The organism is Moritella sp., assembly GCF_033791185.1.
Taxonomy (GTDB): Bacteria; Pseudomonadota; Gammaproteobacteria; order Enterobacterales; family Moritellaceae; genus Moritella.
This window is the reverse complement of record NZ_JASJHF010000176.1, coordinates 1-20,343: the sequence shown is the minus strand read 5'-3', so window position 1 is coordinate 20,343 and position 20,343 is coordinate 1. Positions and strand designations below refer to the sequence as shown.

Annotated in this window: 16 protein-coding genes; 9 read left to right on the top strand and 7 right to left on the bottom strand. The window is 41.3% G+C overall.

Translation table 11 applies throughout. From position 1 onward, the window contains the following. On the top strand, nt 1-588 hold a 588-nt coding region (locus tag QNK26_RS10680; RefSeq protein ID WP_319222815.1), incomplete at its 5' end, for a peroxiredoxin C. 92 nt (nt 589-680) lie between these two features. Here QNK26_RS10680 and QNK26_RS10675 read toward each other — a convergent pair. Together QNK26_RS10675 and zur are read right to left on the bottom strand one after the other, a co-directional pair. Beyond that, complete coding sequence (locus QNK26_RS10675) at nt 681-1,145, bottom strand: chemotaxis protein CheX (RefSeq protein WP_319222814.1); 465 nt, start codon at nt 1,143-1,145, stop codon at nt 681-683. 22 nt (nt 1,146-1,167) lie between these two features. Next, on the bottom strand, nt 1,168-1,608 hold the full coding sequence (gene zur / locus QNK26_RS10670) for a zinc uptake transcriptional repressor Zur (RefSeq protein WP_319222812.1): 441 nt from the start codon (nt 1,606-1,608) through the stop codon (nt 1,168-1,170). A 435-nt stretch (nt 1,609-2,043) separates the two neighbouring features. On the opposite strand from zur, the gene dusA reads away from it, so the two are divergent. The 3 genes from dusA (at nt 2,044) to QNK26_RS10655 (ending at nt 5,065) form a co-directional block, all read left to right on the top strand. After that, nucleotides 2,044-3,036 carry a tRNA dihydrouridine(20/20a) synthase DusA gene (dusA, locus tag QNK26_RS10665; protein WP_319222811.1) on the top strand — a complete coding sequence of 331 codons (993 nt, stop codon included), beginning with the start codon at nt 2,044-2,046 and terminating at the stop codon, nt 3,034-3,036. Between the two features lie 383 nt (nt 3,037-3,419). Beyond that, on the top strand, nt 3,420-4,640 hold the full coding sequence (locus QNK26_RS10660) for a hypothetical protein (RefSeq protein WP_319222810.1): 1,221 nt from the start codon (nt 3,420-3,422) through the stop codon (nt 4,638-4,640). 11 nt (nt 4,641-4,651) lie between these two features. Further along, nucleotides 4,652-5,065, top strand: a complete 414-nt coding sequence (locus QNK26_RS10655) for a phosphate ABC transporter substrate-binding protein (protein WP_319222808.1) — start codon at nt 4,652-4,654, stop codon at nt 5,063-5,065. A gap of 56 nt (nt 5,066-5,121) precedes the next feature. Here QNK26_RS10655 and mrdA read toward each other — a convergent pair whose 3' ends face one another. Beyond that, the gene (mrdA, locus tag QNK26_RS10650; RefSeq protein ID WP_319222806.1) at nt 5,122-7,050 is read right to left on the bottom strand and encodes a penicillin-binding protein 2; all 1,929 of its coding nucleotides are present in this window, start codon (nt 7,048-7,050) and stop codon (nt 5,122-5,124) included. Between the two features lie 236 nt (nt 7,051-7,286). Between mrdA and rraB the strand changes: the two genes are divergently transcribed. The 3 genes from rraB to QNK26_RS10635 all read left to right on the top strand — a co-directional run bounded on the left by rraB (nt 7,287) and on the right by QNK26_RS10635 (nt 10,768). After that, nucleotides 7,287-7,646, top strand: coding sequence for a ribonuclease E inhibitor RraB (gene rraB, locus QNK26_RS10645; RefSeq protein ID WP_319222805.1), 360 nt, complete (start codon nt 7,287-7,289; stop codon nt 7,644-7,646). Between the two features lie 146 nt (nt 7,647-7,792). Continuing rightward, nucleotides 7,793-8,668: a LysR family transcriptional regulator gene (locus tag QNK26_RS10640; protein ID WP_319222804.1), complete on the top strand. Its 876-nt coding sequence runs from the start codon at nt 7,793-7,795 to the stop codon at nt 8,666-8,668. Between the two features lie 204 nt (nt 8,669-8,872). Then, complete coding sequence (locus tag QNK26_RS10635; RefSeq protein WP_319222803.1) at nt 8,873-10,768, top strand: amidohydrolase; 1,896 nt, start codon at nt 8,873-8,875, stop codon at nt 10,766-10,768. Nucleotides 10,769-10,798: 30 nt separating this feature from the next. On the opposite strand, the gene QNK26_RS10630 is transcribed toward QNK26_RS10635, so the two are convergent. The 4 genes from QNK26_RS10630 to pepA all read right to left on the bottom strand — a co-directional run bounded on the left by QNK26_RS10630 (nt 10,799) and on the right by pepA (nt 18,198). After that, on the bottom strand, nt 10,799-12,886 hold the full coding sequence (locus tag QNK26_RS10630; RefSeq protein WP_319222801.1) for an EAL domain-containing protein: 2,088 nt from the start codon (nt 12,884-12,886) through the stop codon (nt 10,799-10,801). A 217-nt stretch (nt 12,887-13,103) separates the two neighbouring features. Next, entirely contained in the window at nt 13,104-15,965 is a 2,862-nt protein-coding gene (locus QNK26_RS10625; RefSeq protein ID WP_319222800.1) for a valine--tRNA ligase, read from the bottom strand. A gap of 33 nt (nt 15,966-15,998) precedes the next feature. After that, entirely contained in the window at nt 15,999-16,442 is a 444-nt protein-coding gene (locus QNK26_RS10620; protein WP_319222799.1) for a DNA polymerase III subunit chi, read from the bottom strand. A gap of 232 nt (nt 16,443-16,674) precedes the next feature. Next, nucleotides 16,675-18,198, bottom strand: a complete 1,524-nt coding sequence (gene pepA / locus QNK26_RS10615) for a leucyl aminopeptidase (protein WP_319222798.1) — start codon at nt 18,196-18,198, stop codon at nt 16,675-16,677. 194 nt (nt 18,199-18,392) lie between these two features. On the opposite strand from pepA, the gene lptF reads away from it, so the two are divergent. Together lptF and lptG are read left to right on the top strand one after the other, a co-directional pair. Then, on the top strand, nt 18,393-19,511 hold the full coding sequence (gene lptF, locus QNK26_RS10610) for an LPS export ABC transporter permease LptF (protein WP_319222796.1): 1,119 nt from the start codon (nt 18,393-18,395) through the stop codon (nt 19,509-19,511). Beyond that, nucleotides 19,504-20,343, top strand: an 840-nt coding sequence (gene lptG / locus QNK26_RS10605; RefSeq protein ID WP_319222795.1) for an LPS export ABC transporter permease LptG, incomplete at its 3' end; no start/stop codon positions are given. The genes lptF and lptG, both read left to right, overlap by 8 nt.

Sequence of the window (20,343 nt, the reverse complement as noted above, 5' to 3'; positions counted from 1 at the left end):
CGTCAAGCACCTGACTTTACAGCTGCGGCAGTACTTGGTAACGGTGAAATTGTTGATAGTTTTAACTTCACTGAATTCACTAAAGGTAAATCAGCAGTTGTATTTTTCTACCCACTCGATTTCACATTCGTGTGCCCATCAGAGCTAATCGCTTTTGATCACCGTCTAGAAGAATTCCAAAAGCGTGGCGTTGAAGTTATCGGTGTTTCAATCGATTCACAATTCAGCCACAACGCATGGCGTAACACTGCTATCGAAGATGGCGGTATCGGTCCAGTTAAATACCCACTAGTAGCTGATGTTAAACACGAAATCTGTAAAGCATACGACGTTGAACATCCAGAAGCTGGTGTTGCTTTCCGTGGTTCTTTCCTAATTGACACAAACGGTGTTGTTCGTCACCAAGTTGTTAACGACCTTCCATTAGGCCGTAACATCGACGAAATGCTACGTATGGTTGATGCACTAAACTTCCACGAGAAAAACGGTGAAGTTTGTCCTGCACAATGGGAAGCTGGTAAAGAAGGTATGGACGCATCTCCAGAAGGCGTTGCTAAATACCTAACTAAAAATGCTAAAGGCCTATAATTTTTACTTAACTTATTAAGTAAAAATTAAGTCTGATAAAAAAGCCAATCTCATTGAGATTGGCTTTTTTGTAGCTGTTGTTTGATGCTGGCTTAGTTATCAAAACATATTTCAATTGAGGCACTGCCAAATGCACTGGTCAGCGGTAGTAGCAATTTAGGACCGTCTGATTTATGAGTAACAGTATGGCCCTTACCTGATACTACAATCGGTGTCGACATATCAAAATCAAAGCCTTTATCGGCTAAAATTCGTTTGGCACCACCGGTAACCATATTGGTTATCTCACCAACCATATCAATTACTTCTGCATCAATTTTAGCTGGTTTTTCACCGAGCATGTTATTCATGATTGCTAATGCGAGTGACTCATCAAATGTCAGTGCAAACGACCCTTTAGCTTGGGTTGACATCATGCCCATAATGCCGGAAATATCACCTTTGGCTTTATCATCTCTTTTAAGTCTTGGCTTGCCGGGAGTTAACTCCAATTGTGCCATGGTATTTAATACATTTAATAAAGATGAGATAAATGGATTAATAAACTCTACGCGCATACTTTTTATTCCTGAAATTTAATTATTTACGACAATCAGCACAAATCCCGTGTGCTTCGACAGTCTTAGTGGTAATTGCAAAACCATGTTTATCGGCAAGAGACTGTAACAATTCTTCTATTTCGGTATTGTGCAATTCAATCACGGCACCACAACTTTTACACAAGAGTAGTTGTGTAGGGTGTTTTTCACCAAAATGCGGACACAAAATAAAGGCGTTACTTGATTCTATTTTATGGATAAAACCTTCTTCGAGAAGAAAGTCGAGCGCGCGATATACAGTGGGTGGTTTGGCATTTGGTTCTAATTGCTGCAGCTGAGCAAGTAGATCGTAAGCGCTGATCATAGCGTTGTGCTGTGCCATTAATAAAAAGATCTGCTGCCTAATTGGGGTGAAGCGAACTGCACGGGTCAAACAAAGCTGTTGTGCTCTGTAGAGTAAATTGTTCGCTGAATCTGTCATAGGGATCATCAAGTCGCTGAGAAAGGATAATGCTAACACAGAAGAAGGATTTTTCTACTTATAATAGGCTAAAAATAGCCACGTAATTGACTTTTATAGTGCTCTTTAGTGTATTAGCTTGGCTTATCTCTGGTTGTTATAATCAATTATAAGTATTTTTATTCATCGATTTATGCTCAATAAATCATGCGTGATTATTTTATTTTTGTCGCCCGATGTAAGACGCGTTTGAGCAACGGAATTGTTCATTATAACCAGTTTATCTATTTCCTTGTCATTACGTGATCATCGCGTTCGATCTTTATTTTTGAAAGTCTCGGTCTCAGGGTGTATGATCGCCTCCTTGTTTTTCATCGTCACAGCTTTGCTGTATCGAATTTTAAACAATCTCACGTAATTTAGCGCAGCAGCGCACCTAGATAAGAGATAAAAGCAATGACTCAGCCAGTTACCACCAGTGTTCATGCCCCTGGGCGTTTTTCTATTGCCCCAATGTTGGATTGGACCGACCGTCATTGCCGTTACTTTCACCGCTTGTTAAGCAAAAATACTTTGCTGTATACCGAGATGGTGACGACAGGTGCTATCATTCATGGCCGTGGTGATTACCTTGCCTATAACGAAGAAGAGCATCCAGTTTCTTTACAGCTCGGTGGCAGTAATCCATTGGATCTGGCACAGAGCGCAAAGTTGGCCCAAGAACGTGGTTATGACGAAATTAACCTTAACGTGGGTTGCCCATCAGACCGCGTGCAAAGTGGCAAGTTTGGCGCCTGTTTAATGGCGGAGCCGACGCTGGTGGCTGATTGTGTTAAAGCCATGCAAGATGTGGTTGATATCCCGATCACGGTTAAAACCCGTATTGGTATAGATGAGCAAGATTCGTATGAATTTTTACAGCAGTTTATTGAAACTGTCGCAGCCACAGGTTGTAATGATTTCACCTTACACGCACGGAAAGCATGGTTAAGTGGTTTAAGTCCAAAAGAGAACCGCGAGATCCCGGAGCTTAATTACCAGCGCGTTTACGACATCAAAAAAGCGTATCCAGAATTGTTTATTGGCATTAATGGTGGCGTTAAAACATTAGCGGAAACACAACTACACCTCACTCATGTTGATGGGGTGATGATGGGACGTGAGGCTTACCATAATCCTTATTTACTGAGTCAGGTTGATGAACTGGTTTATGGTGGTGAGAAGTCTACATATAGCCGTCATGATTATGCCGAAATGATGTTGCCGTATATTGATAATCATATTCGTAATGGAGGCAGCTTAACGCATATTTACCGTCATATGCTGGGCCTATTCCTTGGCCTGCCTGGTGCTAGAGCATGGAAACGACATTTAAGCGAGCAAGGGCATAAAAAAGGTGCCGGTGTTGATGTTGTTGAAGCGGCACTTAAGTTAGTGCCTAGAGGCTAACCTGCTGATTTAATACACGCCAAAACGAAAAAGCTTATTATGATTTATATAATAAGCTTTTTTTTTGTATCTATATTGATGAAGCAGATCTTGATGCTTCAGTGAAACTAATATTTAAAACTTAGTCACAGTACTGGGTTATATATATTCATAATGCCGAGCAATACGCTCGGTATTTTTTTAGCTGGAAGGTTTAATGTTGTTCGTTACATTTTAGCAACAAGTTGCAACGCTGTGATCTAGTTCTCTAAATTATAATTCGCAAGCACGAATAATACCATCATACTAGCTTATGAGTTGGTTGACCGTAAATTTAGGCCTTGTATGACCAGTTTTGAATAAATGCAAAATGGACTATGTGTTTTAGAATAAGGAGATTTTAGATGAAAAAAGCATTTATAATGCTACCGCTAGCTGTTGCTTGTGCATCGCAATTTGTGATGGCGGCAACAACGGATACGCAACGCCTTGCTCAACTTGAGCAGGAGTTAGCAATTTTACAAGAAGCGAGCTCGTATGATTCGCTATCTGATCGGATGTCTATCAATGGCTTCTTTACCGGTCAAATGGGGGTAGCCAATAATGATGCTGGTTATGGTAACCGTCCTGGTGTCGAAGGTTATACTTCAGATCCTAACTTCTCGTTAGGCAGTAAGTTGGGTCTACAAGGTACATTTGCATTAACAGAGCAAACACAAATTGTTGGTCAATTGGTGTCACGTGGTGCCGATGACTGGACACCTGAAATGGAGTGGGCTTTCTTAAGTCATGATTTCGATAATGGCTTTACAGCACGTATCGGTCGTTTACGTGTACCGCTGTATATGTATTCAGACTATCTAGAAGTCGGTTATGCTCAACCTTGGGCCAATCCACCTGCTGATGTTTATACCATAGTGCCAGTAAGTTCGTATGACGGTATCGATATTCTCTATGATACTGATTTAGGTGATGCCAGTTTATCACTACAAGCCAGTTATGGTCATGAAACTGATGATGCAGAGGAAAATCCATTAGGTGTTGATGTTGAATTTAATAATACGTTAGGAATGTCAGCAACGCTTTCTTATGAAGAGTGGGTATTCCGTGGCACGTATTTTGTTACTGAATTGAAGTCGGGAAGTCTAGACGTTCCGGGTGTTCCTGCGCAACCGTTTGATAAATTTGATAATGAAAAAGCTGAATTTGCCGGTATCGGTATTAGCTATGATAATGGTGCTTTATTGGCTATTTCTGAATACACCATCTCGAAAGTCGAAGGGAAGTATTCCGATACTAAATCTGGATATATTACTTTGGGCTATCGGATTAATGCCTTTACACCATATGTTAATTATTCATTTTTAGAAACAACCGATAATGATGAAAGAGCCCCATCTTCAGCGGCAGATGGCACTAATCTTGTCGCGTCTAGTGCATTCAACTGGGAGCGTACGACTTACAGTGTTGGTAGCCGTTACGATATCAGCTCTAACTTAGCATTAAAATTAGATGTCACTTATGCCACTGATTTTGGCGATACTCATGGTGCGCTCCCTTCACATGCTGGTGAAGATTTTGATGACACGATTGTTTACACCGTATCATTCGATGCCGTATTTTAAGGAGAACTTTGATGAAACTATTAGCTGAAGTTGCCTTAACAGCAGCATTGATATCTGGCATGGCACAAGCGAGTGTGGTGGTTATTGCTAACCCTATAGGTCCAGATGCATTATCAAAATCACAAGTATCTAAATTATATTTAGGTAAATCAAAAAAATTACCAAACGGCGCTAAAGCACAAGTGATTGAGCAAGCGGCTGGCAGTGTGATCCGAGGGGAATTTCACGCTGGTGTTACCGGTAAAAGTGACTCGCAACTACAAGCTTATTGGTCACGTTTAGTGTTTACCGGTAAAGGTAAACCACCAAAAACAATTGGCTCATCGTCACTGATTAAAAGTCAGGTTGCATCACATGCTAATGCCATTGCATACATTGATTCTGCAGACGTTGATGAGACGGTGAAAGTGGTCTTCACGCCGTAATTACACTGCGTATTTTTACGAGAAAAAAACCTCCGCATGATACGGAGGTTTTTTATTTACCCCAGTTTATGCACAAGTGTCGATTGCTGAACCAAGGTCGGTTTAACTAACACATAATCCATTATCTTTCTGACCATAGGGGCGGCGCGTCTACCCCAACCGCCATTTTCGAGTACCGCGGTGACTAATACTTTCGGTGAATTAAGTGGTGCAAATGCAGTAAACAAAGCGTGATCTCTTAAGCGTTCGGTTAACTCCTCTGCATTATAGTCTTCGCCATGAGCAAGGCCAAAGACCTGACTTGTTCCTGACTTTCCTGCTGCTTTATAGGCCACATGGCTAAATGCTTGTCGGCCTGTCCCCGTCACGAGTACACGGCGCATACCTTCTTGGACAATATTCCATGAGTTTTGTTTTACACTGCTCATGTTAGCGAAATCGTTGAAGTTAATATCGGTTTCCACATCATTTTCTAGGATACTTTTGACGATGTGCGGTCTATGCACCAAGCCTTTATTCGCCACTACAGATGTCGCTTTGGCTATTTGTAATGGGGTTGCAGTCCAATAGCCTTGGCCGATACCAATCGGGATCGTATCACCTTGATACCAAGCTTGACGATAGTGAGCGCGTTTCCACTCCCTTGTTGGCATATTCGCGCGACTGTCTTCATGGATATCAATGCCTGATGGCACCCCATAACCAAACTTATTCATCCAGGCAGACAGGCGGTCAATACCCATGTCATAAGCGATGGGATAAAAGTAGGTATTGACTGATTTCTCTATCGCTTTGTAAATATCAACTTCACCAAAGCCCCAGCGAATATCATCACGCCATTTTCGACTCTTAGTATTGGGGATCTGCCACCAACCCGAGTCATTTCGTTTGGTATCTGGGGTGATAACCCCTGCCGTTAACGCTGCAACTGCAATCATAGGTTTAGCTGTTGACCCCGGTGAGTAAGTCCCTAAAGTAACGCGATTAAACAACGGTTTATCGGGGTCAGCTAGCAGAGCTTTATATTTTGCCGATGAAATACCATGAACAAACAAATTTGGATCATAGCTTGGGCTTGATACCATCGCCAGAATGGAGTCATCGCTAGGATCTAATACCACCAAGGCGCCACGTTTATGCTTAAGTACTGCTTTTCCTGTGGCTGGGTCAATTTTTTTCTCGGTCAGTAATTTATTGGCATATAACTGCAGGTTAATATCAATATTCAGTTTGATATCTTTACCCGGAATTGGCGGTACGGTATTTAATGTCCGGATTACTCGGCCTTGATTATTTACTTCAACGGTCGCAAAACCGGATTGACCATGCAGGGTATCTTCATAAGATCGCTCAATACCCAATTTACCAATCGTTCTCGTCGCTTTATAGTGTGTATATTTATGCTGTTGCTGTAATCGCTTTATATCGCGATCATTAATTTTTGCGACATAACCTAAAATATGGGTTAAATTTTCTCGATACGGATAATAACGCTCGAGAAAAGCATCAACGAATACGCCTGGAAATTGATACTTATGGACACTAAATATGGCCATTTGCGCTTCTGTTAATTGCTCGATAAAGGTCACGGACTTAAAGCGTCTGGTGTGTAGCATGGACTGTTTAAATTCGCTAATATCGTTATCACTCAAGCCCAGCATCGTTTGTAGTTTAATTAAGGTCGGCTCTATATCGGTTATTTTTTCAGGAATGATTTCAAGCGAATAAATAGGTCGATTTTTTGCTAATAACACACCATTACGATCATAAATCAGTCCTCGATTGGGCGCTATTGGCACTACTTTTATACGATTATTATTCGCGCGCACAATATACTTTTGATAATCAGCCACCTGTAAATTATATAAATTAGCCACGAGCCCTCCTGTCATGAGCACTAAAGCAACAATGGCAGCGACTGTTCTACGCCAAAACAGCGCAGACTCTTCTTGATGGTTTCGGATTTCAATACGTTTTTTAATCACAACTATTCTTAACCTTATATATTATCCAAATACCAAATTATTTATTTTGGTATTTGGATAATATGAAATAATATAAATCTCAGCTATAGACAATATAGTTTCAGTTAAGTGCCATTACTGACCTCAAATACCTTTATGCAGGCCTATGGTTGGGCATTTTTTTTGGGTATAATTTAATGGCATGAATATTAAAACCAGAGTATTCTTCATACATCATAACTAAAGAGATTAACCTAGTGGATTTTGAAAAAGAATTTGCCGAGCTGAAAGTCGAAGCCGAAGAGATTATTGATAACTTATTAGAAGATGGCAGTGATCCTGATGCTGTATATTCTATTGAACATCACTTTGCTGGGGATGATTTTGCACAGTTAGAAAAAGCAGCTATCGCTGCATTTAAACTGGGCTATGATGTCTCTGATCCAGAAGAAGTTGAACTTGAAGACGGCGAGACAGTATTCGCATTCGACTGTATTGTTGAAACCGAACTTGATATCGATACCATCACTCGTGATATCGAAGCATTGCTTAAAATGTCTATCGAACAAGATGTTACTTATGATGGCTGGGGCACTTACTTCGAAGAATCTGAATAACTCTCGTCGTTAGTTAACTGTGATTGCCATTATTATATTAATGCAATCACAGTCATATAATTCTACTTTCCCGCTATAACCCCCCTCCCTTGGTCGTGTACACTGCTCGTTTCTACTTTCTACTTTCATGTTGGATTTACAAACCTATGCTCTCGCCAAATATGGAACACCTGCGTTTTTTTACCACCGTGATTGAAATGGGATCATTTACCTCCGCAGCTAAAAAATTAGGCAAAGATCGTAGTTCAGTCGGGCAAGCTGTTGCTAATTTAGAAATAGATCTAAATTGCCAATTATTTATTCGTCAAGGGCGCTCTATTACCCCCACGGCTGAAGCATTAAGTATTTACCCTAAAGCACGAACCTTATTGCAAGGTTATCAATCGTTCTGTCAATTTAGTGAGAATGTAGCGCATGATTTAGAAGATCAGCTTTCAATCGGCTTTGATCAATTTACAAGCACAGAAGATATTGTGCAGATAGAAACGGCCTTAAATAGCATGTTTCCACAGCTCATTATTCATTGGCTACGGGCTTCATGTGAAAATGCAGATGCAGGTTTAGAAGTAGGGCAATATGATCTAGTGATACGTTTATTTCAAAATAGAGATTTACCTGAGGATTACCATATCCTGCATTTAGATAACGCCGAATTAGTTGGTGTTGCTAATACATCAATGATGCTCGAATGCGGTGACGTAATACATCACAGTGATCTACGCTCATTACCTTGTTTATATTATCCGGATCTAAACAAAGTACTGCGTTCAGACCGTTTTCAGCATGTGCAAAATGTAGACTCTCCTCAACTCGCCTTAGAGTTAACCAAACAAAAAAAAGTATGGTGCCTGTTACCTAAATCAATCGTTACTCCTTGCCCTGAAGGACTGGTTATTATGAAGGTTGATACGGACGCGAATTTATCTGCTCGACGCGTTGCAGTATGGCACCACAGCCAGAATGTCGGAAAAGCCAAACGCTGGTTATTAGATAACCTTGCATCGTTATTACAGCGTCGTTAAATTTGTATGGGGGAAATTCCCCCGAATGATAAATATATGCGATTATTACTTCATATAGCTTAGTTATAAAATTGCTGGTAGATGATGACAACGTAGGTGCATATTTCGTTCTTAGTCCGAAATATTTTGACTCCGTATATCAGGATTGGCTGATGTTAGTTGTTATTAAATAATCATTATATTTGGGATAATTAGGATATAAATATGACACGTAAATTTAAATCAACATTATTGGCTGCTGCAATCAGTGTGTCGTTTAATGCTGTTGCAACTACACCTTCATCTATTACTGTTTATACGGCACAAGATGTTATAACCATGTCTGAGCATGTCAAAACCGCCAACGCAGTTGCTGTCAAAGACGGTTTTATTTTGGATGTTGGCAGTCAATCTGCGCTCGTATCTCGGTACCAAGATAACCAAGGTTTTAAGCTTGATAAATCTTTTGCCGATAAAGTCATTACTCCCGGTTTTGTTGAACCGCATGCCCATATCTGGTTATTTGCGCTAGTTTCAAATACTGAATTTATAACACCAGCAGACTGGCAGCTGCCTTGGGGAGATGTCAAAGGAGTAGTTGGTCATGATAATTATATTAAACGCCTCACTGAGCTTGAAGCTGGTTATCCTAAAGACGAACCGTTAGTTACATGGGGCTATCATAGCAGCTTTCATGGTGAGGTAACGCGTGCGACACTGGATAAAATATCAACGACTCGACCTATTGTGGTATGGCAACGTTCTGTGCATGAATTAATTTTCAATACCGCAGCTCTGGAAATGTTTGATATCACCAAAGAAAGCTGGACTGGTGAAGGTGAGTCTTATGACATGGTCAATTGGGAGAATGGACATGCATGGGAAAAAGGGTTGTATTTAGCTGCGCCAGCACTATTGCAATTAATTGCAACCCCTGAAAAGTATGCCCATGCAATTAAACGCACGCATCAATATTTGCAGGCTGGTGGTATCACTACGGTCGTAGATCCGGGTGTACAGCTGCCAAAACCTATGATTAAAAGCATGATAACCGCGATGGAAAGTGATCAACATATGCTTGATTATTTTATGATACCCGCAGGTAATTCTATATATGACCAAAATGGTAAAAATGCTGTTAAAGCCTTGCAAGCCGTCCGAGATATGGTCAATGACCCTGAATTAAATGGCCAAAATATTAAATGGTTAGACAAGCAAATTAAATTGTTTGCCGATGGAGCTGCATTTTCGCAATTAATGCAAATGAAAGATGGCTATCTTGATGGGCATGTAGGCGAATGGATTCAGACCCCTGAAGATTTACGTGATAGTTTAAGAGCATTCTGGGATGAAGATTACACCATCGTAGTGCATGTCAATGGTGATAAAGGCTTAGAGGTTGCTGTAGATAGTCTTGAATTAGCAAATAGTGCCAAACCAAGGAAAGATCATCGTACTGGCTTCCATCATTTAGCATTTACTGATCCTATCGACATTAAGCGTGCGGTAGATTTAGATGCCAATTTTAGTGTTAACCCATTCTATTTACATGTACTTGGCGAGCAGTACAGTAAAGTCGGTGTTGGTCCTGAACGCAGTAGTGTGATGGCGCGTGGCCGTTCATTTATTGATACTGGCGCACCTTTATCATTTCACAGTGACGCGCCAATGGCTCCGGGACGACCATTAGCATTGGCTTGGACGGCAGTTAACCGTACTGGATTGTCAGGTGAGGTATTAGGGCCGGAAGAGCGCATGACAATGCAAGAGTCTATGCGAGCGATGACAATTAATGGTGCATATCAAGCGCGCTTAGAGAATGAAATTGGTAGTATTGATATTGGAAAACGTGCAAACTTTACTATTTTAAGTGAACATCCGTACCAGGTTAAACCAGAAAATATCAAAGATATTACCGTGTGGGGTACGGTATTTGATGGTCAAATTATTGAAACTGAACGTTTGGCACAAGGCTTAGTATTAGACCAAGAAAATCTTGCGGTTATGAATATGATGGCGCAGTTTGATGGCGCTCATAACCATAACCATGCCCTAGGTGAAGCCCATACCGATAGCTGTACCGCAAGTTTACTATATCAAGATATTATGAAAACAATGTAATAATTTAACATAAGCTAATGATGGTATTTATTATAAATGCGTGGTTAACTGCCTTTTTGACTCTATATCGTGTTCTTGATACCACATGTAAAACTTGTCGCTCGGTAACGGGCGACTAAATAAATACCCCTGAATTTGGTCACATTGTTGTTCTTGTAGCCACTCCATTTGTGATACTTCCTCAACCCCTTCTGCTGTGACGGTAATATTTAACTCTCTGGCTAAGCCGATCACTGAGCGGGTTATTGCTGTTGTGGTTTTATCGATTTCTAATTCGTCGACAAACGATTTATCTATTTTAATTTTGTGCGCTGGCATATTTTTTAAATAAGATAATGAACAATAACCAGTCCCAAAATCATCAATAGACAAGCGTACACCCAACTTAATCAACTCTTCTAGCATATATTCCGCGGTATTGTTTGATTCCATTAAGGCGCTTTCAGTGACCTCTATTTCGAGTCTATGCGGTGGTATTTGATAGTCGTTGAGGCAGCGCTTAATTTTATTGATCAGTTGTGGATCGTTAAATTGAATGGGTGATAAATTAACGGCCATAAAAATGTCGATATCGTGTGCGCGCCATTGCGCTAATTGTTGACAAGCTTTTTCTAAAACCAGTTCACCGAGTTGCCCTATCAGGTTATTCTTTTCAGCCAGTTCGATGAATTTTATTGGCATAATAAGCCCCAGTTCAGGGTGGTGCCAGCGTGCTAGCGCTTCTACACCGAGTACTGCTTGTGTGTTGCTATCGACAATCGGTTGGTAGTAGAGATCGATATTCTGCGTTGTTATTGCCTGTTTTAAATCTTCAATAAGGCGCATTTCTGCTTCTGCGTAGGCTTCTAAAGCAGGATCAAATAAGCTGTAGCTTTGCTCAAGATGCTTGCGTGAGCGGAGTAAAGCTTGTTCACTGCAAGTTAAAAGTTGTTGGATACGTTGCACATTATGCGGGTAATTTGCTGCACCGATACAAATAGCAAGATCAATAATATGATCTTGAATGGCGATTTTTTTGTTTAGTTTCTTCGTTAAGGTATTACATAAGGTATCAAGTTGTTGTGATGTGCTTATTTGATCACTGAGGATCGCAAACCTATCGCCTTGAATTCGCGACAAATGGGCGTGAGCAGGAGCTATTTTTTTAATGGTGTCACTGACGTACTGCAATACTTGATCACCAATATCGGTGCCGTGGAGGCTATTGATATGGCCGAATTTTTTGATATCAACAAGCAATATTCCCCAATCAGAATCTTGTTTAATATTATCGAATTTTTTCAAAAATGTGGTGCGATTTAATTGGTTGGTGAGCTGATCATTTTTGGTGAGTGTGGCAATTTTTTGTAAATTTATACGGCTTTCATTAATATCTCGGGAGATACTGACGGTACCAACCAGTTGATTATTTTGGATCACAGGGTGCTTGTGTACATCGACGTATACCTCGCGGCCTGCAAGTTTGAACTCCATCTTATAATTAGCACTTTTATAATTTGATTTAAGCTGGGTATCATAATCAGTGCTGACTTGCGCCGTCGATTCAGGCAGTAATTGTTCAATTGTTTTGCCAATGACATCAGATTTTTTCTTGTTTGCTAATTTTAATGCGGCCCGGTTACATTCGAGCACACGGCCTTGAATGTCTTTGTAGATAACAAAATCAGGTAGGGCATCAAAAATAGAGTTTAGCAATGCGGTCTGTTCTTGGAGTTTTTTCTCGGAGCGAAATTTACTGGTTACGTCAACAGCGATCCCCAGTAAGCCGATGATATCTCCAGCTTTGTTTTTTAGTGGGATCTTGGTTATTTCAAATTGTCCATCACCGTAAATAGTTTCGATGGTCATGGTTTGGGCAACCACACTGCGGCCGTATTTTAAGGCCTCTTGATCCGTTTGATAGAGTTCTTCATTAGGCAGGTTTTTTTGTTTTAATACACTTTTAAGCTGTAAGTCTGTTTTACCAATAATAAATTGTTCGTCAGGTAGATCAAATAACGTAAGGCAATGCTTGTTACAACCCTGATATTGGCCTTGTGTATTTTTCCAGAATATACCGATGGGCAAATGCTGAATAGCGGTAATTAATACGTGGTTTAGCGGATCTTTGTCGCCCATAACTGATCACTCCATTCCTTGGTGCTGACATTTATAGTTGAGTCATAATTAAATTTAACTTAATAAATATGTTACATCGTATATGCAGATATAGAAATGTTTTTGCAGAAAATGACGAGCTAAGTGTGACGTTGATTTAGTATTTATCAGTGGTTAAAAATAAAAAGGGAAGGTTGATGTTCAACCTTCCCTTTTTAGGTAAGTACGATTTTAACGATTAGATCGATTCAATTCGTGCTTTTTGCGCTTCAAATTTAGCAATAGTGCTTTCGAATTCCGCTTGTTTTTCACGTTCTTTAGCAATAACTGCCTCTGGTGCTTTACCAACAAATTTCTCGTTGTTTAGCTTACCTGAAACACGGTCTAAGTCTTTTTGGACTTTTTCCATCTGCTTGTTAATACGGGTAATTTCAGCATCTTTATCGATTAGACCAGCCATTGGAATTAAGATTTCCATGTCGCCTAATAGTGATGTTGCTGAGATTGGCGCTTCTTCGTTATCACCAAGAATTGTGATCGCTTCTAATTTTGCGAGTGAACTTAGGAACTGTTGATTTTCGTCTAGACGACGTTGCTCTTCAGTGCCTACGTTTTTAAGCAAGATAGAAATTGGCTTGCTTGGGCTGATGTCCATTTCGCCACGAATGTTACGTACAGCAACAATGAATTTCTTCACCCACTCTAGATCTTGCATTGATTGCGCATCAACTTTATCAGCATCAAACTCAGGGAATGCCTGTAGCATGATCGTTGCGCCTTCAGTGTGCTTACCTGTAAGCGGTGCAACACGCTGCCAAATCTCTTCAGTGATGAATGGCATGATAGGGTGCATCAGACGTTGTAACTCTTCTAGGATCGTTACTAGCGTATGACGGGTACCACGCAGTTGCGCTTCAGTACCTTGTGCAAATACCGGCTTAGTTAATTCTAAGTACCAATCGCAGAACTGGTTCCAAGTGAATTCGTAAGCGATGTTAGCTGCAAGATCAAGACGGTAAGTATCAACTGCTTCACGGTAAGCTTTGATTGATTCTTGGAATTGACCTTGGATCCAACGATCAGCAAGACTGAATTCCATGTCGCCGCCATTTTGGCCACAATCATGTTCTTCTGTGTTCATTAATACGTAACGGCTGGCGTTCCATAGTTTGTTACAGAAGTTACGGTAACCATCAAGACGTTTCATGTCCCAGTTAATGTCACGACCAGTCGATGCCATTGCTGCTAATGTGAAACGTAGTGCGTCAGTACCGTGTGCTTCAATGCCGCCTTCGAATTCTTTACGCGTTGCTTTTTCAATTTTCTTAGCAAGTTGTGGCTGCATCATGTTACCAGTACGTTTTTCTACTAGTGACTCAAGGTCGATACCGTCGATCATGTCGAGTGGATCAAGTACGTTACCTTTTGATTTTGACATTTTATCGCCAGCTTCATCACGTACTAAACCAGTCACATAAACGGTTTTGAATGGTACTTGTGGCTTGCCGTTTTCATCTTTGATGAAGTGCATGGTCATCATGATCATACGGGCAACCCAGAAGAAGATGATGTCGAAACCTGTTACCAGTACATCACTTGGGTGGAACACTTTAAGATCTTGCGTTTGCTGTGGCCAGCCTTGCGTTGAGAATGTCCAAAGTGCAGATGAGAACCAAGTATCAAGCACATCGTCGTCTTGACGTAATGCGATCTCTGGACCTAAGTTGTTTTCTGCACGTACTTCAGCTTCATCACGACCAACGAATACATTACCTTCGTTATCATACCAAGCTGGAATACGATGACCCCACCAAAGCTGACGTGAGATACACCAATCTTGTACGTCGTTCATCCACGAGAAATACATGTTTTCGTATTGTTTTGGTACGAATTGAATTTCGCCGTCTTTTACTGCGTCAGTTGCTACTTTCGCCATTGGACCAACACTTACATACCATTGGTCTGTTAGTAGTGGCTCAATTACCACACCACTACGATCGCCGTAAGGTACTTGCAGTGTATGCGGTTCAATTTTTTCTAGTAAACCAAGCTCTTCAAATTTCGCTACGATTGCTTTACGGGCAGCAAAACGTTCCATGCCTTGGTATTCAGCTGGAATTGTGAAAGTTAGTTCAGTGTTTTCTGTGCCGTCTGAGTTGATGATTTCCGCTTCTTCACGGATATCAGCGTTTTCAGTTAGGATGTTGAACATCACTAAGTTGTTACGTTTACCAACTTCGTAATCGTTAAAGTCATGGGCAGGGGTTATTTTTACACAACCAGTACCTTTTTCCATGTCTGCATAGTCATCTGCAACGATCTTGATGCGACGACCAACGATAGGCAGAATGATGTCTTTACCAACAAGCGCTGCATAACGTTCGTCTTTCGGGTGTACTGCAACCGCAGAGTCACCTAGCATTGTTTCTGGACGTGTCGTTGCTACAACGATGTAATCTTTACCGTCAGCGGTTGTTTCGCCGTCTGCTAGTGGGTAGCGGAAGTACCACATGCTGCCTTGTTTTTCTTTGCTCTCAACTTCAAGATCAGAAATAGCAGTGTGGAATTTTGGATCCCAGTTTACTAGGCGCTTGCCACGGTAAATTAGATCTTCTTTAAATAAACGTACGAATACTTCTTTTACTGCTTCAGACAGACCGTCATCCATAGTAAAACGTTCACGATCCCAATCTACCGATGTGCCTAAACGACGCATTTGACGCGTGATGTTACCGCCTGATTCGTTTTTCCAATCCCAGATCTTGTTGATGAAAGCATCACGGCCATAATCGTGGCGTGTTTTGTTTTCTTCAGCTGCAATCTTACGTTCAACAACCATTTGTGTTGCGATACCAGCGTGATCGGTACCAACCTGCCATAACGTGTTGTTACCTTGCATACGCTTGTAACGAGTTAGCGCATCCATGATCGTTTGTTGGAAGGCATGACCCATGTGCAGGCTACCAGTGACATTTGGCGGTGGGATCATGATGCTGTATGCATCTTGGGTTAGATCGCCGTTTGGCTTGAAGTAACCTTGCTCTTCCCAGTTCTGGTAAAGCGCTTGCTCAATGGCTTGGGGATTGTATAATTTTTCCATAGGTCTGCTTTCTAATTCTCAATGGTGGATTGATTATTCGGCGTTCACAGTTAACAGTTGTAACCCTGTTTGACGATAATGTTTGTAACGCTCTCGAGCTTGTTGTTTTAAGCCGTCTTGATGCGGTACAAAATCGATAATCTGATTAAAGTTGACTGCAAATTGCGGTGTATGGTCATGCAGGTTGATAAGTACCTGATAACGATGGCGAGGTGGTTGAAAACCGATTTCAACGGGCGCGCCATTACGTGGACCTTCACCTTGTAAATTATGTGGTACAAAACTGTTCGCATCTAATTGCCAAAGGTATTCGTCAACATGGTTAGCTGCCGATTCATCGTTGGTATGGATATAGACGCGCTGTCCTTGCTGATAAAACTCACCAGCCAGTTTACAAGCAAGCTCATGATGCGCAGGCATTGTTGCCACTGCAGCACTTTTGGATTCTTGCATGATATAAAAAGTGACTTTTTTCATCGGTAGTTTTACGCCAAATTACGAACAGTGAAAGTTTAAAACATAACTGCGTATAATAACACAAAGCGCAGGACTGGAAAATACAGTTGTTGCGGTAATATCTGGATATACTGGACGGTTATGCTTTTTCAGAAACTAAAAAGGTCACCGTAGTGACCTTTTTCATATTTATTGTGCGATCTTTTTAGATACTCGTCGGGTGAACTTTTACATATTCACCGCGTAAATATAATTACGCTTCGTCAGCTTGTTGTACTTCGCTGCGTTCTGTACGGTTAAGCAAGAACTGCGTCAACATCGGCACAGGACGACCTGTTGAACCTTTGTTTTTACCACTTACCCAAGCAGTACCGGCAATGTCTAAATGCGCCCAATTATACTTCTTAGTAAAGCGTGATAAGAAACAGGCTGCCGTAATTGTACCGCCGCCAGGGGTGCCAAGATTGGCAAAATCAGCAAACGGACTTGCAATTTGTTCTTGGAAGTCGTCAGTAATTGGTAGACGCCATGCTTTATCTGCAGCTTGATCAGAAGCATTCAATAATTCATGTGCCAGCGGGTTATGCGTTGATAGCAAGCCAGTGATGTGATGACCAAGGGCAACCACACAAGCACCCGTTAAGGTTGCCACGTCGATGACAAGTTCTGGGTCAAAGCGCTCAACGTAGGTTAATACGTCACATAATACTAAACGACCTTCAGCATCGGTATTGAGTACTTCAACCGTTTGACCTGACATTGTGGTGATAATGTCACCTGGACGGTAAGCGTTGCTGCCTGGCATGTTTTCACAACCTGCAAGAATACCGATAACATTAATTGGTAGGTCTAGTTTAGCCAGTGACTTCATTGTTCCAAGAACACCTGCAGCGCCACCCATGTCGTATTTCATTTCGTCCATGCCTGCGCCTGGTTTCAATGAAATACCACCTGAATCGAACGTCAGACCTTTACCAATTAATACAATCGGTTTTGCGTCTGGATCTGGGTTACCTTGATAATTAATTATCGACATCTTAGCTTCATTTGCTGAACCTTGAGATACAGCAAGGTAAGATTCCATTTTTAATATTTTCATTTCTGGCTCACCTAAGATCTGTACGGTGACCTTGTCACTTTCATCAGATAGTTGGCGCGCTTGATTGGCAAGGTAAACAGGATTACAGATGTTTGGCGGCATGTTGGCTACGTCTTTACACAGACGCATACCGCTAGCTACTGCTAAACCGTGTGCAATAGCTTTTTCACTGGTTGGTAAGTCACGGCGTGAGGTAACGTTGAATACCATTTTACGTAATGGACGACGGGTTTCTTCTTTATTGCTTTTTAGCTGGTCGAAACGGTAGCGACTTTCGCGTGCTGTTTCAACGGCAAAGCGGATCTTCCAGTAGGTATCGCGACCTTTAACATTCAGTTCAGGTAGAAAACAAACTGCTTCCATTGAACCAGTTTCGTTTAAGGTATTCATTGTTTTGGTGATGATTTGCTTGTATTGACGTTCATCCAATTCACGTTCTTTACCACAGCCAACTAATAATACACGTTCGCTGAGTACGTTTGGTACATGATGAAGCAACAATACTTGACCTGGCTTTCCTTCGATATCACCGCGACGTAGTAGGGAACTTAAATAGCCGTCACTGATCTTATCGAGTTGTTCTGCTGCAGGCGATAAACGACGTGGTTCAAATACTCCGACAACAACACAGGCACTGCGTTGCTTCTCAGGGCTACCACTTTTTACATTGAACTCCATGGACTCTCCGGTTTCCTAAAGACAAAATCAAATATTTATAACATAATAGGGGGTTATACGTATTTAGTTAATCAAAAACTAAATATTTTCAGATAAAATGGGTGTGTAGTTAACGATTTAACTGCATTTGCAGCTGAGTCTACCTAATTATGAGCTGTATTTCATACAAAACATTAGTCTAATATAGGTTTTAAGTGATAATTTTCCGATATTTATTTGCTGAAACAGTGAAATCTCAAATTGCTGTTTTATTCATCTTATCACTTATCTTTGTGAGCCAGCAGTTTGTCGCACTGCTCTCGAAGGTAATGACGGGTGCTTTACCTGCCAATTTAGTGATGGAGATGCTGCTATATACCATGCCAGCGTTGGGTACATTAATTTTACCAGTGAGTTTGTTTATTGGTATTTTATTTGCGCATGGGCGCTTGTATGCCGAAAGTGAGATGGTGATCTTAACGGCCTGTGGTTACACCCCCAGCAGAATACTCATGTCATCGTTATTATTGTCATCGGTAACCATTGGACTGGTGGCCTTTAATGCATTTGTCTATGCGCCAACGGCTGAAGAAGGTCGGGTACAATTATTAGAGAATGTCGATGCTGATGCCGGTTTGGCGACGCTAAAACAAGGGCGTTTTGAATCCCTTGATGGTGGCCGCGCTGTGGTTTACATTGAATCTTACGACAGTAATAAAGCCCTGCGCAAAATATTTATTGCAAAATCACCGTCCCAAGAAGGCGAGCGACCTTCTGTCGTATTGGCTGATAAAGGTAATGTGGAATCAGAAGACAATGGTACACAGTGGTTGAAGCTAAGTCAGGGACTGCGTTATGAAGGTGATTTATCGCAACAAGACTTCCGTATTGTTGATTTCAGTGCCTATCGCGTATTGATTCAAGAGCAGGATGTCAGTGAACGAGGCCGTAAAACCAAAGCGCTGCCGACATCGGAATTATGGAACTCGAATGAATTTGAACACAAGGTGGAATTGCAATGGCGTATTGCCCAAGTTGTTGCTATCCCTTTACTGACATTATTAGTGGTACCGTTAGCAATGGTAAATCCACGCCAAGGCCGTTATGCAAAATTGTTCCCGGCACTATTAATGTTTTTAACTTACTTTATGTTACTTAGCGCGGCGCGCTCGGCTATTTTAGATGAAAAACTGCCGCTATTATTTGGTTTTTGGCTTGTCCATCTCGGGGTGCTGACTTTGGCTATTTGGTTTAATTTAGCCAATTTCTCTTGGTATCACCATGCGGTATATAAGATGAAACTACGTTTTGCTCGAGGTAAGAACAGTGCTTAAAATTTTAGACTTCTATATTGGTAAGGCTATTTTATTTGCCACTATGATCTGTTTGTTTACCTTAGTCGGTTTATCTGCGGTGATTAAATATGTTGAGCAGTTACGTGCGGTAGGTCGTGGTACCTACGGTTTAATTGAAGCGTTACTGTTTGTATTGTTGAAGATGCCACGTGAAATTACCATTTTTTTCCCGATGGCGGCTTTATTGGGGGCGCTAATTGGTTTAGGTGCACTGGCGAGTTCTTCAGAATTAGTGGTGATTCAAGCGGCTGGTCAATCACGTTTTAAAATTGTGCTGTCAGCAATGAAAACAGCGATCCCGATGATGATAGTCGTGATGTTGATGGGTGAGTACGTAGTACCTTATACAGAGCAAAAAGCGACAGAACTTCGTGGCGAGGCTATTTCGGGACAATCGATTATTCGCTCGCAAAAAGGTGTCTGGGCCAAAGACAAAGAAAACTTTATTAACATCGGTGCGGTGAACAATGGTAGCGAACTGCATAATGTCACTATTTATGAATTTGCTGACAATCAGCGTTTAATTAAAACTACGCAAGCTGCTAAAGCTGTTTTCGCAGATAAGCATTGGGAGTTGACGGGCATCCGTATTACTCACTTTGGCAGTGACCATATTTCGGTGACCGAGCAGCCTGACATGCGCTGGGATTCGACGCTGACCCCGGAAAAATTAGATGTCGTGACGATTGATCCGGAAGATTTATCCATCTCTGGTTTATATTCTTATATTACTTATTTAGACAGTAATAAGCAGGATGCTGCCAGTTATGAGCTAGCCTTCTGGCGTAAGATATTCCAACCGATATCGATT